The sequence below is a fragment of the [Mycobacterium] stephanolepidis genome, from assembly GCF_002356335.1.
In the GTDB taxonomy this organism is placed as follows: domain Bacteria; phylum Actinomycetota; class Actinomycetes; order Mycobacteriales; family Mycobacteriaceae; genus Mycobacterium; species Mycobacterium stephanolepidis.
The window spans coordinates 4,318,242-4,332,376 of sequence record NZ_AP018165.1 but is presented as its reverse complement, the minus strand read 5'-3'; the positions used below and the strand labels follow the sequence as shown (position 1 = coordinate 4,332,376).

Annotated in this window: 12 protein-coding genes and 1 riboswitch; of the genes, 4 read left to right on the top strand and 8 right to left on the bottom strand. The window is 63.1% G+C overall.

Features of this window, described 5'->3' with window-relative positions:
• Position 1: 1 nt before the first annotated feature.
• Positions 2 to 1,945 (bottom strand): primary-amine oxidase, encoded by a 1,944-nt coding sequence (locus tag MSTE_RS21585; RefSeq protein ID WP_096504278.1) that lies wholly within the window; start codon positions 1,943 to 1,945, stop codon positions 2 to 4.
• Between the two features lie 2 nt (positions 1,946 to 1,947).
• Entirely contained in the window at positions 1,948 to 3,384 is a 1,437-nt protein-coding gene (locus tag MSTE_RS21580) for a gamma-aminobutyraldehyde dehydrogenase (protein ID WP_096504276.1), read from the bottom strand.
• A gap of 158 nt (positions 3,385 to 3,542) precedes the next feature.
• Between MSTE_RS21580 and MSTE_RS21575 the strand changes: the two genes are divergently transcribed.
• Together MSTE_RS21575 and MSTE_RS21570 are read left to right on the top strand one after the other, a co-directional pair.
• Positions 3,543 to 5,060, top strand: coding sequence for a PucR family transcriptional regulator (locus MSTE_RS21575; RefSeq protein WP_096506227.1), 1,518 nt, complete (start codon positions 3,543 to 3,545; stop codon positions 5,058 to 5,060).
• A gap of 106 nt (positions 5,061 to 5,166) precedes the next feature.
• The gene (locus MSTE_RS21570) at positions 5,167 to 5,787 is read left to right on the top strand and encodes a TetR family transcriptional regulator (RefSeq protein ID WP_096504274.1); all 621 of its coding nucleotides are present in this window, start codon (positions 5,167 to 5,169) and stop codon (positions 5,785 to 5,787) included.
• Here MSTE_RS21570 and MSTE_RS21565 read toward each other — a convergent pair.
• From MSTE_RS21565 to thiC, 3 genes are all read right to left on the bottom strand, one after another.
• Complete coding sequence (locus MSTE_RS21565; RefSeq protein ID WP_096504272.1) at positions 5,784 to 6,428, bottom strand: alpha/beta hydrolase family protein; 645 nt, start codon at positions 6,426 to 6,428, stop codon at positions 5,784 to 5,786. The two genes, MSTE_RS21570 and MSTE_RS21565, sit on opposite strands and share 4 nt — an antisense overlap.
• Positions 6,425 to 7,258 carry a bifunctional hydroxymethylpyrimidine kinase/phosphomethylpyrimidine kinase gene (thiD, locus tag MSTE_RS21560; RefSeq protein ID WP_096504270.1) on the bottom strand — a complete coding sequence of 278 codons (834 nt, stop codon included), beginning with the start codon at positions 7,256 to 7,258 and terminating at the stop codon, positions 6,425 to 6,427. Before thiD ends, MSTE_RS21565 begins: the two co-directional genes overlap by 4 nt.
• Positions 7,259 to 7,260: 2 nt before the next feature.
• Entirely contained in the window at positions 7,261 to 8,892 is a 1,632-nt protein-coding gene (thiC, locus tag MSTE_RS21555; RefSeq protein ID WP_096506225.1) for a phosphomethylpyrimidine synthase ThiC, read from the bottom strand.
• A riboswitch (TPP riboswitch) is annotated at positions 8,883 to 8,991 on the bottom strand. Its footprint overlaps the gene before it by 10 nt.
• 280 nt (positions 8,992 to 9,271) lie before the next feature.
• Between thiC and MSTE_RS21550 the strand changes: the two genes are divergently transcribed.
• Positions 9,272 to 11,008 carry an MFS transporter gene (locus MSTE_RS21550; protein ID WP_096504268.1) on the top strand — a complete coding sequence of 579 codons (1,737 nt, stop codon included), beginning with the start codon at positions 9,272 to 9,274 and terminating at the stop codon, positions 11,006 to 11,008.
• Positions 11,009 to 11,026: 18 nt separating this feature from the next.
• A complete protein-coding gene (locus tag MSTE_RS21545) occupies positions 11,027 to 12,349 on the top strand; it encodes a hypothetical protein (protein WP_096504266.1) in 1,323 nt (440 codons plus the stop codon).
• Here MSTE_RS21545 and MSTE_RS21540 read toward each other — a convergent pair.
• The 3 genes from MSTE_RS21540 to MSTE_RS21530 are packed head-to-tail and all read right to left on the bottom strand — an operon-like array spanning position 12,333 to position 14,115.
• Positions 12,333 to 12,887 carry a hypothetical protein gene (locus MSTE_RS21540; protein WP_096504264.1) on the bottom strand — a complete coding sequence of 185 codons (555 nt, stop codon included), beginning with the start codon at positions 12,885 to 12,887 and terminating at the stop codon, positions 12,333 to 12,335. The two genes, MSTE_RS21545 and MSTE_RS21540, sit on opposite strands and share 17 nt — an antisense overlap.
• A complete protein-coding gene (locus MSTE_RS21535) occupies positions 12,884 to 13,468 on the bottom strand; it encodes a hypothetical protein (protein WP_096504262.1) in 585 nt (194 codons plus the stop codon). The genes MSTE_RS21540 and MSTE_RS21535 overlap by 4 nt, the downstream gene beginning before the upstream one ends.
• Positions 13,468 to 14,115 (bottom strand): hypothetical protein, encoded by a 648-nt coding sequence (locus MSTE_RS21530; protein ID WP_162291493.1) that lies wholly within the window; start codon positions 14,113 to 14,115, stop codon positions 13,468 to 13,470. Before MSTE_RS21530 ends, MSTE_RS21535 begins: the two co-directional genes overlap by 1 nt.
• Between the last annotated feature and the right edge of the window lie 20 nt (positions 14,116 to 14,135).

Genomic DNA, 14,135 nt, shown 5'->3' with positions numbered 1-14,135 from the left:
GCTAGGCCTCCTCGTGTCCTGATGTGTGACAGCTCTTCGGCGGGGTGGGTGCGACATCGAGCGAGGGGTTGCGGTCGAAGAAGCCGACCGGCTTGAGCCAGAAGTTCACGGTGTCGACGGGCATGATCGGCCAGTCTTCGGGACGGGTGATGTGATGGATGCCGAATACGTACCACAGCACCACATCGGTGTTTTCGATGGAGCGGTTGCTCTCCGTCCAGGCGGGCAGACCGTGGTCATCCTTACTCTGGGTGACGAATTCTCCTGCGGGCCAGCGCTCGTCGGGTGAGTTTGGCGTCACCCAGAGGGTGTGCTCGATCGCACGGCAACGTGCCAGCACAGGGGAGGACGGATCGAACATCGCCGGGATGGCCGCCCCGGGCACCAACTTGTACGCAGGCGCGGTGCCGATGCCGTTGCGGGTGTTGTCGTTGACGACCTTCCAGGCGCGCTGAGTCTGCCAGCAGAAGTCCTGTTTGCCTTCCGATTCGGTGCGCAATGGGGTGTTGCGCTGTCGCAGGGACAGCCCGTACGGATTGGCGGGGCCGACGGGCTCGATCTCGGTTTCACTGGCGTACACGGTGTTTTCGGTGCCATCGATATCCAGGTCGAGTCTCGCGACAAGGAAGTGCTGGTGGTACGGCGCGTACGTCCGATTGTCGACGAGGGTTCCATGCGGATGAGCCGCGCCCTCGAGGAAGTTGCTCACCACCATGATTCCCGTTGCACGGACCTCACATTCGATGTTGCCGTCCTGATAGAACCGCCAGTACGTGAGGTATTCATAGTTGGCGACGGTGACATGGAAGGACACCGTGAGCCGACGCATGCGGCGCACCTCGGCGCCGTGATCGTGATCGACGTGCTTCCACAGGACGGCGTTGTCCTCTTCGTGAATACAGATCGCGTTCTTGATCGTGTAGGGCTCTCCCTTGCTGTTGTGCAGCACCGCATCGAGGTAACGAATCTCGCCGAGGCAATCACAGCCGAGTTCCAGCGAGGTGGTCATGAAGCCGATGCCCCACTCGCCGATATCGAAAGCTGTTCTTCGGTAGTGATCTTCGCAGTGATCCCGATACGGCACCATCATCTCGGCGAAGGACATACGGTTGGCGACCGACCGCACTTTTCCGTTGTCGTTGTAGGTCACCGCATGCAGTGTCATGCCCTCGCGGTAGTTGAAGCCGACTCGTAAGGACCAGTTCTGCCACTGGAGTCTGTTTCCCTTAATGGTGAAGGACGTGCCCTCGGGCTGAGTGATGTGCAGTGGTTGCAGCGACTCCCGGGTGCTCTGCCGGCGCAGCCTTTCCGGTATGTGTCGGGGCACGTATTCGCCCATCATCTCGGGCCGTGGTACGGAGAACGTGTCCTCGATCTCCAGCAGCTCCATGCTGTTCATATCGATGATGCAGTGGAATCCGTTGACGGGGCCCGCGTAAGGATTGGCTCCCGCACTGGAACGCACCCAGGTGTCCGACCACCCGAGGCGTCTGCCCTTGTACTTTTCGGGCATGACGGCATCGCCGTAGGTCCAGGTATCCATGAACACCAGGTCCATGTCGGTGATGCCGCGTTGTGCCAGAGCGGCGATGACCTCGGGGTGGCGGCGAAGAGCCGCGTCCGCCTCTTCCCACTCATCGACCGTGAAGTTCGGTTGTACCCCGGGAATGTGATTCCAGGACAGCACTTCACCGGAGGTCAGTGAGACGACCGCCTTGTAGGTGGCGTTGCGTGAGGTGTCCAGACATGTGGCAAGTGCTCGACGATCAGGCCGCGTGCCGTTGTTGTCGAAGGCGGCGATATCGGCCTTCGGGGGCTCGGCAAGCTCGATGGAGGTGTATCGCCAGCGGTTTCCGACCTCGTATGTCTGCGCCAGAATCTTTGCGACCGTGGTGAATTCCTCCGCCGTGAGGGGATCAAGGGGGTGGAAGGTGTCGGTTGCCATTGCTAGTGCGCGCTCATCACATGCTTGATCCGGGTATAGTCCTCCACGCTGTAGGCCGAGAGGTCCTTGCCGTAGCCGGAGTACTTGAACCCGCCATGAGGCATCTCGGCGACCAGTGGAATATGGCAATTGACCCACACACAACCGAAATCTAGCTCGCGCGTGAATTTCTCGGCGGTTTCGTGGTCCTTTGTCCACACGCTGGAGGCCAGTGCGTAACGCACTCCGTTGGCCAGACGGACGGCTTCGTCCGCGTCGTCAAACGATTGGACGGTCAAGATCGGCCCGAAGGTCTCTTCCTGGACGATTGAATCGTCCTGGCGCACACCGGTGACGATGGTGGGCTCGATGAAGAAGCCCTTATCGCCCCAACGTTTTCCGCCGGTCACGACCGTCGCGTGTGCGGGCAGGTTGTCGAGTTTCTTGGTGACGGCGGTGAAGTGGTTGATGTTGTTCATGGGCCCGTAGAAGCTGTCGGCGTCATCGGGCAGGCCCGGCCGCAATGTCTGTGCCGCGGAGTTGAGGGCGCTGACGAACTCGTCATGGATCGACTGGTGCACGATCACCCGGGTGGCGGCCGTACAGTCCTGGCCGGCGTTGAAGAAGGCGGCCTGTGCGATACCGGTGGCCGCCTTGTCGATATCGACGTCACCGAACACCACGACCGGGGCCTTGCCGCCGAGTTCGAGGTGGCTGCGCTTGAGCTGTTCGGCTGCCGAGGCTGCGACGGCGATACCCGCCCGCACCGACCCCGTGATCGACACCAGGCCGATGGCGGGATGACTCACCAATTCGGAGCCGGTGGTCGCGGTACCCAACACCACGTTGAAGACGCCGTCAGGCAAGATCCCCTTCGTCAGCCGGGCCAGCACCAGTGTGCTTTCCGGAGTGGTGTCGCTGGGCTTGAGGACGATGGTGTTCCCGGCCGCCAGTGCGGGGCCGATCTTCCAGATGGCCATCATGAACGGGTAGTTCCACGGGGTCACCTGCCCGACAACTCCGATGGGCTCGCGCCGAACATAGGAGGTGAACCCCTCCATGTACTCGCCGGCAGATTTGCCTTCGACAAGTCGCGCCGCTCCCGCGAAGAACCGGAGCTGATCGGCGCTCACGGTCACCTCTTCGGCAGCGATGACCGCCTTCGGCTGACCGGTGTTGCGGCATTGGGCCTCGACGATCTCGTCGATATTCGCCTCGATCGCGTCGGCGAGTTTAAGCAGTGCCTGCTGCCGGACGCTCGGTGTGGTCTTGCCCCAGGTGGCGAAGGCACGTTCGGCGGCGCTCACCGCCGCGTTCACGTCGTCGGCGTTGGAGACCGGGGCGCGGCCCACCACCGATTCGTCGACCGGGTTGATCAGGTCGATGGGCTCGGTAGATTTCAGGGATAGAGAATCGACGAACTGGCCGTCAATGTAGTTCTGCAGTATCGAGTCCGGCATATTGCACGTCCATCCGTCGAGGGAATCCGTCTAAGCACGTCAAGAAAGCACGCAGACAATCAGTGTGCGACAGGACACATCCCTGATCATCCGACAATTCGGGGAATCTTGGCGGTGTTTTTCACCATTCTGTACAGTCCCGTGAGGTGACTGTTCCGGTGCGTTGGGTGTTGGATCAGCCGGACCTGAAACTCACCTTGAAGGGCGGCGCCGCGGGTTTGGGGCGCGAGATCAATTTGGCGCTCACCACAGAACTCGCGGACCCCGCGCAATGGCTATCCGGTGGAGAGCTGGTGCTCACCACCGGGATCGGTGTGCCCACGAAGGCGCGGGAACGGCTGAACTATCTGCGGGCGCTGGATGAAAACGGCGTCGCCGCATTGGGATTCGGTACCGGTCTGACATTCGACGAGGTGCCGCGGGAGTTGGTGGCTGCGGCCGACGAGCTGGGTATGCCGTTGTTGGAGGTGCCCCTACGTACCCCCTTCGCCGCAGTGGTCAAGGCGGTGAGCACGCACATCGCCGAACTGGAGTACGACGGGGTGCTGCGCGTATCGCGGGCCCAGCCCCGGATCACCCGCGCAATCGTCAACGGAGGTGTGCAGGCGGTCACGGCGGAGCTCGGGCGGTCGCTGCGCGCCAATGTCGTGGTGCTGGACTCGGGCGGCACGGTGATCGCCAGTCATCCACGCAATCTGGATGTCGCGACGATCAATCTGGTCCGCGGTGCGTTGACCCTGGGTGCATCGGCTGTCGCGCAACAACTGGACCCGGAAGTTGCCGTTGCGCAACAGACGATCGGGGTGGGCGGCACGTCCTACGGAGTGCTGGCCGTTGTCAGTAAGGCACCCCTGACCTTCGTGGACCAGGTGCTGCTGGGGCACGCAAACTCCTTGTTGGCCTTGGATTTCGATAAGCCTTCGCGGCTGCAGGACGCACAGCGGCAGTTGAATGGGCAGGCCCTGGGGCTGCTGCTGGGCGATGAACGGAACCTGGACCCGGTATGGGCGCAACTGGCGCAGGCCGCCGACGGGCGCGGGCGGATCCGGGCGTTGGTGGTGGATGCCGAATCGCAGGCGGCGCTGCGGCGGGTGCAGTCTGCGGTCACCCGGGCCATGGAATCTGCGGGCTACCCGGTCTTTGCGCATGCCGTCGAGTGCCGGCTCATCGTCGTGATACCGGGATCGGAGACCGCCGAATTCGCTCGGAAATTGTTCACCGACGTCGATGGGCGCACCCGTAAGGGTCTGCGGGCCGGGTTGAGCGGAGCGCACGCGGTGGGGCGGCTGAGCGATGCGGTGCAGAATGCGAAGCTCGCCGCATCGGTGGCCGAGCGCGGTGGCACACCGTTGGAGTTCACCTCGCTCGCCGGTAGCGCGCTGTTGTCCTTCGGCGCGAGTCGTGAGGTGCTGATCGCCGTTGCCAATGCGACGTTGGCGCCGATCGTCGAGCACGACGCCGGCCACGGCACCGACCTGATGGTGTCCCTGCGGGCCTATCTGGAGGCGAACGGCCATTGGGAATCGGCCGCCGCCGCGGTCGGTGTGCACCGCCATACGCTGCGCAAACGTATCGAAACGGTACAGGCGCTGCTGGTCTGTGACCTCGACATCGCGCGGGTACGCGCGGAGCTGCTGCTGGCGATGCTGGTGGGAACACCGAACGCCGCGATCTGAATCAGGACCGCGAAATCGCAGTGCGCAGGCCTGCGGTAGTGCTACCTTATTTAGAACAGGTTCCAGTTTCGGGGTTATTTATGCAGGTGAAAAGATCGTGAGCGCCATGGTTGAAGTGTCACCGGTGCGGCCAGCCGCCATGCCGTCGACCCGGCGCCAACATGAGCAGTACAAGCGCATGCTCGACGCGGCCGAAGAACTCGCCATGACGCGCGAACTCGACCACGTCCAGATGCACGACGTCGCCAAGCACGCCAACGTCGCCATCGGCACGTTGTATCGCTACTTCCCGACGAAGCGTCATCTGTTCGTGTCGGCTCTCGTCCGGGAATCGGAACGACTTGTCGGCCGCATTCCCGTCTCTCCGGACGGGAAAGAAACGGCGGCCGACCGGGTGGGCGAAGCGCTGGTACGGGCACTGCGCGGCCTGACACGGCGCCGCATGCTGGCGATCGCGATGATTCGTTCCTCGAACTCGGCGTCGCTGGCAGAGGTGCCGGACCTTATGCAGGTCGAGAAGCGATTCCACGAGCTGATCTCCGAGGTGGCCGGCCTTTCCGATCCGTCCGAAGAGGATGAGACCGTGATCAGGCTGCTGGTGCACCAGTGGTTCGGCTGCATTCAGGTGTGCCTCAACGGCGGTCTCACCGTGGCGCAGGCCGAGGCCGACCTGCGTCGGGCGGCACAGCTGCTGACGTGCGGCTGGCGTACTGTCGGCGAGGGCTAGGTTCCGTCAGGTCGTTTCAGAACCGTCAGTGCGGCGTCGATGGCGAGGGCCGGAACGTCGATTGTCTTGGACCCCAAGTCATGACGCGCGCCGGCGATCTCCACGACCGTCGCTCCGCCAGGTATCAGAACCGACGCCGCTTTGAGTTCGGCGATGGTGCCGAACGCATCAGAGGTGCCATGGGTGAACACCGTCGGAACCTCGATGCCGGGCAGATGTTCGGTGCGAAGCCGATCGGGCTTACCGGGCGGATGCAGCGGGTAGGAGAACAAGGTGAGGACGTCGATGATCGGTCCCTTTTCCGATACGAGCATCGAAGTCTGACGTCCACCATACGAATGACCGCCGGCCAAGAGTGGGCCGTCCACCATGGAGCGAGCCTTGTCGATCACCTCGGCGATGCCTGCGCGGTCCTTGTCGGCCGACGAGGCCGAGGGCGGACCGCTAGGCCGGTTGCGCCGGAAGGGCATGTCGAAACGTAGTGCCAGCCAGCCGCGTTCAGCCCACGCCGTACACAACAGGCGCAGCATGGGGGAGTGGCAGCTGCCGCCGGCACCGTGAGTGAGTACCACGGCGCCATGGGGGTCTCCGGCGGGGTGATGCGCAATTCCGGCGATATCCGGAAGTTCCTCGGTGCTCACGCGTTGAGTCTAAAGAGGGCCGATACCGGGCCATGGCCTCGGCCGAGCGGGTATGCGGCTCGCAGGCACTCGGTGATCCAGCGTTTTCCGAATGCGACCGCCTCGACGATGGAAAATCCATGGGCCAGTGCGCAACTGATAGATGCGGCGAGGGTATCCCCTGCGCCGTGATCGTGGCCGGTGTCCACTCGCTCGACGGGGAAGTAGTGAAACTCGGTGCCGTCGAAGAGTAGGTCGGTGCTGGTATCACTGGATCGAAGGTGCCCGCCCTTCACCAGCGCCCACTGCGGGCCGAGGGCATGCAGTTTTCGCGCCGCTTCCCTTTGTGATTCCTCGTCTACAACGTCGACGTTCACCAGCAGGCGCACCTCGTCCAGATTGGGAGTGACGAGTGTGGCCAACGGAAACAATTGTGTGCGTAGGGCATCCAGTGCACTGGGGTGTAGCAGCGGGTCGCCGTGCATGGACGCGCACACCGGATCGACGACCAGGGGCACGTCAGGCGCCAGGTGCGACCATGTCTGCGCGATGGCCTCGATGATCGGGGCGGAGGCCAGCATCCCGGTCTTGGCCGCCTGGATGCCGATGTCGGTGATGACCGCGTCCATCTGCGCCGCCACCACCTGCGGTGGGATCTCGTGAAAGTCCCTGACACCCACCGAGTTCTGCACGGTCACCGCGGTGACAGCCACACACCCGTGCACGCCGAGCAGCGCCATGGTGCGCATATCGGCTTGGATACCCGCCCCGCCCCCGGAGTCGGACCCGGCGATGGTCATCGCACGCACCGGGGTAACACCCGGCTCCGGGAGGGGCAGGAAGGCGTTCATGCTCACGCGATCGGCAGATAGACCCGGTTGCCGTGTTCGGCGAACTCCACCGACTTCTCCTCCATGCCGCGTGCCAGCATCGCGTCGATGTCCTCCTGGGTCTCCAGACCGTTCTGGGCCGCGAACTCCCGGATGTCGGCGGTGATGCGCATCGAGCAGAACTTTGGGCCACACATGGAGCAGAAGTGCGCCGTCTTGGCAGGCTCGGCGGGCAGCGTCTCGTCGTGGAATTCGCGGGCGGTGTCCGGATCGAGTGACAGATTGAACTGGTCGTCCCAGCGGAACTCGAAGCGCGCCTTAGATAATGCGTTATCGCGCAGCTGTGCGCGGGGATGACCCTTGGCGAGGTCGGCGGCGTGGGCGGCGATCTTGTAGGCGATCACGCCGTCCTTGACGTCCTTGCGGTCGGGCAGCCCCAGGTGCTCCTTGGGGGTGACGTAGCACAGCATCGCGGTACCGGCCTGGGCGATGATCGCCGCGCCGATGGCCGAGGTGATGTGGTCGTACGCAGGCGCGATATCGGTGGCCAGCGGGCCCAGCGTGTAGAAGGGGGCCTCCTCGCAGAGTTCCTCCTCGAGCTTCACGTTCTCGACGATCTTGTGCATCGGAACGTGACCGGGGCCCTCGATCATCACCTGCACGCCATGGGATTTGGCGATCTTAGTCAGCTCGCCGAGGGTACGCAGCTCGGCGAACTGCGCCTCATCGTTGGCATCGGCGATGGACCCCGGACGCAGGCCGTCGCCGAGCGAGAAGGTCACGTCGTAGCGCGCCAGGATCTCGCACAGCTCCTCGAAATGCGTGTACAGGAACGATTCCCGATGATGTGCCAGGCACCAGGCGGCCATGATCGAGCCGCCGCGCGAGACGATGCCGGTGACGCGCTTGGCGGTCAGCGGGACGTAGCGCAGCAGCACCCCGGCATGGACGGTCATGTAGTCCACGCCCTGCTCGGCCTGCTCGATCACGGTGTCGCGGTACAGCTCCCAGGTGAGCGCGGCCGGGTCGCCGTTGGTCTTCTCCAGCGCCTGGTAGATCGGCACGGTGCCCACCGGGACGGGGGAGTTGCGCAGGATCCATTCGCGGGTCTGATGGATGTCCTTACCGGTGGACAGGTCCATGATGTTGTCGGCGCCCCAGCGGATGGCCCAGACCATCTTCTCGACTTCCTCGGCGATGGAGGAGGTGACGGCCGAGTTGCCGATGTTGGCGTTGATCTTCACGCCGAAGGCCTTGCCGATGATCATCGGCTCGCTCTCGGGGTGCTTGTGGTTGGCCGGAATCACCGCGCGCCCCATCGCGACCTCGCTACGCACCAGCTCGGCGGGGACACCCTCGCGGACGGCGATGAACTCCATCTCGGCGGTGATCTCATCGGCGCGGGCACGCTGTAGTTGCGTGCCGCGATCGGTCACGATCCCGGCACGCGGCGGCAGACCTTTCTGCAGATCGATGACGGCATTGGTGTCGGTGTACGGACCGGAGGTGTCATACAGATCCAGATGTTCACCGTTGGTCAGGTTGACGCGGCGCTGCGGCACGCGCAGGCCGCTAGAGAGTTCTTGGTAAATCTTCTCGCTGCCCTGGATGGGGCCCGTGGTGACGGTCTCGGGGGTACGTGATTGGTCAGGCATTTCTTCCTCCCTACGCCGGCATTACCCGGTCAGGTTCATACGGTCGACGGCCCTAGCCGTCCTCTCAGCGCACTGGTGTGCGCTCCCGTGTTTTTTTGTGTTGGGGCTGTTCGTTGACGAACACTGGCCACGCTACTCGGTAGGTCACCGATTTCTCCGCCGAGTGCGAGCCTCACGCGGATTTCCGGTCAGATTTGCGCGTGAGGCTCGCACTCGAACCGCATGTGGCATGTACCCGGAGCCCGATCTGACAGATGAGGGCCGAGGGTTTTGGGAATATAGTTTCCCTTGCTAAAGTTGTTCACGCTGGTATGTACAGACGGACGAGCTGGGATGCTCTGCCGGCCGCGTCGGGGAGAAGCGCGCGACAAGGGTGACGATGACTGACTTGATGACACGGACCGACGAGACGGCTGCGGATATCGAAACCGCCCGACGTCGGCTACGGGTGGATCGCGATCATCCGCACTACAAATGGGTGGCGCTGTCCAACACCACACTGGGTGTGCTGCTCGCGACCATCAACTCGTCGATTGTCCTGATCTCGCTTCCGGCCATTTTCCGCGGCATCGGTCTGAATCCGCTGGCTGCCGGCAACGTGAGCTATCTGCTCTGGATGCTCATGGGTTATCTGTTGGCCTCCGCCGTGCTCGTTGTGTTGTTCGGTCGCCTCGGCGACATGTATGGGCGGGTCCGGATATACAACATGGGCTTCGTCGTCTTCACCGTTGCGGCGGTGGTGCTCTCGTTCGATCCCTTCCACTACGGCGGAGGTGCGGTCTGGCTCATAGCCTGGCGCGTGGTGCAAGGGGTGGGTGGGGCCATGCTGATGGCCAACTCGTCGGCCATCCTCACCGATGCCTTCCCCTCCACGCAGCGCGGATTGGCGCTGGGCATCAACCAGGTGGCCGCGGTGGCCGGGTCCTTCCTGGGGCTTGTGATAGGAGGCGTGCTCTCCGAATGGGATTGGCGTGCCATCTTCTGGGTGGGTGTGCCGCTGGGCCTGCTGGGCACCGTGTGGTCCTACCGCTCACTCGTCGAGATCGACCAACCCACGCCGGGAAAGCTGGACTGGGCCGGAACCGTGACCGTCGCTCTGGGGCTGACTGTGCTGCTCACCGGTATCACGTATGGCATTCAGCCGTACGGCAATTCAAACACCGGATGGGGCAATCCGCTGGTCTACGGATCGTTGATCGCCGGTGTCGGGCTACTGGTGTTGTTCTGGGTGATCGAGTCTCGGGTGGCCGACCCGATGCTGGATATGCGCTTGTTCAAGAACCGGGCGTTCGGCCTGGGGAACCTGGCCAATCTACTGGCGTCGGTGGGCCGTGGTGGTCTGCAGTTCATGCTCATCATCTGGCTGCAGGGCATCTGGTTGCCGTTACGCGGATACAGCTATGAATCAACCCCATTGTGGGCGGGAATCTTCTTGTTGCCCATGACACTTGGCTTTCTATTGGCCGGTCCGGTAGCCGGTGTGCTCTCGGACCGCTATGGCGCCCGGCCGTTCGCCACGGGCGGGATGGTGCTGTCGGCGGTGACGTTCCTGGCGCTCATCGCCATTCCGGTGAACTTCAATTACTGGGCCTTCGCGGCGCTCATCTTCCTCAACGGGTTGGGTTCGGCCATCTTCACCGCGCCCAACACCGCGGCCATCATGTCGAGCGTGCCCGCCCATCAACGCGGCGCTGCCTCGGGTGTGCGTGGCACCTTCTTCAATGCGGGCAACTCCCTGTCGATAGGAATCTTCTTCTCGCTCATGATCGTCGGGCTGTCCGCGACGATGCCAACGGCGATGCAGTCGGGACTGACCGCCCAAGGCGTGCCCGCCTCCACCGCCGCCGAAGTGGCCGGCACGCCCCCAGTGGGCAGCCTGTTCGCGGCGTTCCTCGGCTACAACCCCATCGGTGAATTACTCGCTCCGTCAGGTGTTCTGGAGCACCCAGGGGTCAACGCGGCCGAGCTGACCGGGCAGTCATTCTTCCCGAATCTCATCACCGAACCCTTCCATGCCGGTCTGGTGGTGGTGTTCGTCGCCGCCGCGCTGATGATGGCGATCGCGGCACTGGCCTCGCTGGGTGCCGGTGGCAAGTACGCCCACGCGGAGGACTGAGCTAGCTACTATCTGCCCATGGCAACGTGGGGGATATCCGGCCCGGTGGATCTGCTGCGCCGTACGGGGTTCTTGTGGTGGCGCTGCTGGCCGCGGCTCATCGGTATCTGGCTCCTCGGCTGGCTCGCCCGTTATTGGCTGATCAAACTGGCCGTCTACGTGGGCGTGCACTTCGGAGGCTTCTGGGGCGACTTGATCATGCCGTTGGCGGCCCTGGCCAGACTCGGCACGTACATCCTGATGTTTTTGGTCATACGCGGCGAGACGAACCTGTCCGACGAGAACACAGATGGCCAGTCGCGGTATCAGACCTTCGTGGGCATCGTGCTTAAGACGATCCTTCCGGTGTTCGTCCTCTTTGCGGCGTGGCGGCTCATTCTGGCCGATTACGCGTTGTACCTGGGGTCATTGAACGCCGACCTCTCCTACGCGGCCTACTCCGGCGGCGCCCCCGAGAGGACGTTGACGCAGGCTCAGGAGTTCATGACGCCCAGCGACTGGCGGGCATATCTGGCGATATTGATCGCGTTCGTGGCCCGTGGCGCTTTGACGAGGTATTCCGAGAAGCTCCCGGCCTGGACCCAGCTGGCTGCCGTGTACCTGCAGGCTCTGTGGGTGGTGCTGCTGCTCAATGCCGCGTCGAATCGGCTTGTCGGAAGCCCGAAATGGATATCCGAGCGCAAGGTCATCGTCTGGTACACCGAGCAGAAGGAGCGGTTTCTCGAGCACTTCAGCCTCCTCGGCCAGGTGTGGAAGTGGGTCACCGATGCGGTGGGGCCGACCGTGTTGGCGGTGTTGTTGGCGGTGACGTGGATTGCCATTGTGGGAACCGTCTATGCCGCTCGGCCGCAAACCACATGGGCCGGCGCCAGCCAGGCCGCGTTCGGTGAACTTCAGGGCTCCCGTGTCACCGATGTGGCAAGTCGGACCGGTCTCGCGGCGAAAGCCCGTTGGCAGCGGCTACCGGTTATCGTCCAGACGCGTGCGTCCGAAATCTTCCGAAGCTTGCTGGGCATAGCCGACCAACTGCGAGACACCCTCCGGCTCACATTGCATTCCGGGCCAGTGACGTTGTGTTTCTTCGTCTTTGTGTTCATGGGGACCGTGGTCCTGGATCCCAATGGCGCCTACTTCAACGTCTACGTGACCGACGGGTACATGTGGCGCGGCGTGGCCATGCTGCTGGGGCCGCATGAGTGGATTTGGTGGGCGTCGTATCGCGAGTCTTTCCGGACAGCGATTGGAGCATTGATCGATCCGCTTCGGGTATGCCTCGTGGTGGCGATGTATTGGCATTGCGTGGAAAGAGCCTCGCGGCCGTCGGTCACGACGGAGGTATGAACCGCACGAAGCGGTATTTTTTGGCACTGCCTTTTTCGGGTGCGAACTCGACGTCCACCGCGGTGATGTCGGCGTCCTTCGGTACCACCATGACGGCGGCGAATGAGCCGGCGGTGTTGCAGGAGTCATACCCCTGCTTCCGGGTCCAATCCGACACCGAGACCGGCAGCATCCCTATTTGTCCGTACCAGTGTCGATAGCTCTGGTCGACAAATGTGGCGCGGCACATCGCCCATCCCTCATCGAGTGCGGCCGGCTTCCCGTCCTTGGATCGGTCGAATGCGTACGCCACAAAACGGGTTCCGGGCGGCTGCGGAGAGTCGTACTTGGAGTAAGCAGGAGCGGGCATGTCCAGAGCGCGCATCCGCCACAGCACGCCGTCGATCTTGACCGTAGCGCCGGCGGGCACGGTGGCGGCGGGGATATCGGTCCCAAGGTTTTCTTTCCAGGAGGGATAGCCCACCGTGACGCCGAAGACGAGCACCCCGACAGCCATCAGGATCGCTCCAATGATATTGCGCCGCAGCCAATTTCTCATGGGACGACCTGTTCGTTCACGAGTGTTAGCAATGGCCGCTCTTGAATCATTTCGGGCGGAATGACGATCAGGAGTTGTGAGTCGACCCAGCCTTGCATCATGCGAAAGTCGTTATCCGGGAAGATGATCGCTAGAAGATTAAGTGACTTGGGAGGCTCTGGGGCGTCAAACACCCATGTCTTCCGCACGCTGACACCTGGCTGTCCGGAGGCCTTAGTGGCGGCGAAGTTCTCCCGGTCGATGTTGCGGTGATCGGCCTCGAGCTGCAAATCGATCCTGTCGGGTGTGCGAACGGTCTCATAGGAGAGGTCGATCGCGATGTAGCGGCCCTTGGTCTGGTAGGTGTCGATGCTGGGGTCGCTGACCGAAGACTTCACGCGGACTTCGGGCGCCGAGAAGACTCGATGCACGGTCACCGACAGATTGCGGCCGGTGGTGGGTGCCGGCGCGGTGCCGTGCACCAGGAGCGGCGCGTACGAGTCGGTGCGTTTCGGCACATTCATGTACAGGTAGGCCGAGCCTGCGAGCAGCAGGGCACAAACAACGACCTGGACTGCGATGATGGTCCGATTTCGCCGCATCACTCGCACCTGCCGATGGTGGTGCGTAGCTCGCCGTAATGACCCGTGGCACCCCAGGTGGTGACGGTATTGGCAACCCCGGCGGCTCGTTCGAAGTCAGACATCTTGATGATGACGTCATCGCCGGGCTGCGCTTTGCCGAACGGGAATCCCCAAACGACGATCACCTCCTGGACCTTTCCGGGCTGGAGGGCCGATACCAGTCCGTACGGCCCATAGGCGCCCTCATCTCGAACATCGTCGCCGACCAGGCTGAATACGGCGCTGTTACTCGGCTTGAGGTCGTGCAAGACCACCCCGGACGAGTCGGCGGTGTTCTCCACGGTCGCGAAAAGGCCCACGAGCTGGCGCTCCTTCGCGGCCCTCTGCAACAACAACTGGTTGCGGGTCGGCAGGCGTGCGGGATCACAGATCTGGGCGACGCGATGCGCTGTGATCGTGTAGACGCCGTTCGAATACGGGGACCCCAGTGCCACCGGCGTCATCGGCTCAGCTGTTTCTAGACCGCCGAAAGCTGCCGTCGTCGCCAACACCGCGACGATTGCGACCTGATGCAACCGTTTCAGCGAATAGCGATCCAAGAACCTGCGATTCTCCGGCTCGTTAGGTTCGCTGACGGGATCGTCCCCACCCATGCGCAGAAGCATACGGTGAGAAGGTCGTCGGC

Coding starts and splice junctions, on each gene's coding strand:
- thiD (WP_096504270.1), bottom strand. CDS start 7,258: ATGAACGCCTTCCTGCCCCTCCCGGAGCCGGGTGTTACCCCGGTGCGT.
- MSTE_RS21545 (WP_096504266.1), top strand. CDS start 11,027: ATGGCAACGTGGGGGATATCCGGCCCGGTGGATCTGCTGCGCCGTACG.
- MSTE_RS21535 (WP_096504262.1), bottom strand. CDS start 13,468: ATGCGGCGAAATCGGACCATCATCGCAGTCCAGGTCGTTGTTTGTGCC.
- thiC (WP_096506225.1), bottom strand. CDS start 8,892: ATGCCTGACCAATCACGTACCCCCGAGACCGTCACCACGGGCCCCATC.
- MSTE_RS21530 (WP_162291493.1), bottom strand. CDS start 14,115: ATGCTTCTGCGCATGGGTGGGGACGATCCCGTCAGCGAACCTAACGAG.
- MSTE_RS21585 (WP_096504278.1), bottom strand. CDS start 1,945: ATGGCAACCGACACCTTCCACCCCCTTGATCCCCTCACGGCGGAGGAA.
- MSTE_RS21540 (WP_096504264.1), bottom strand. CDS start 12,887: ATGAGAAATTGGCTGCGGCGCAATATCATTGGAGCGATCCTGATGGCT.
- MSTE_RS21580 (WP_096504276.1), bottom strand. CDS start 3,384: ATGCCGGACTCGATACTGCAGAACTACATTGACGGCCAGTTCGTCGAT.
- MSTE_RS21550 (WP_096504268.1), top strand. CDS start 9,272: ATGACTGACTTGATGACACGGACCGACGAGACGGCTGCGGATATCGAA.
- MSTE_RS21570 (WP_096504274.1), top strand. CDS start 5,167: ATGGTTGAAGTGTCACCGGTGCGGCCAGCCGCCATGCCGTCGACCCGG.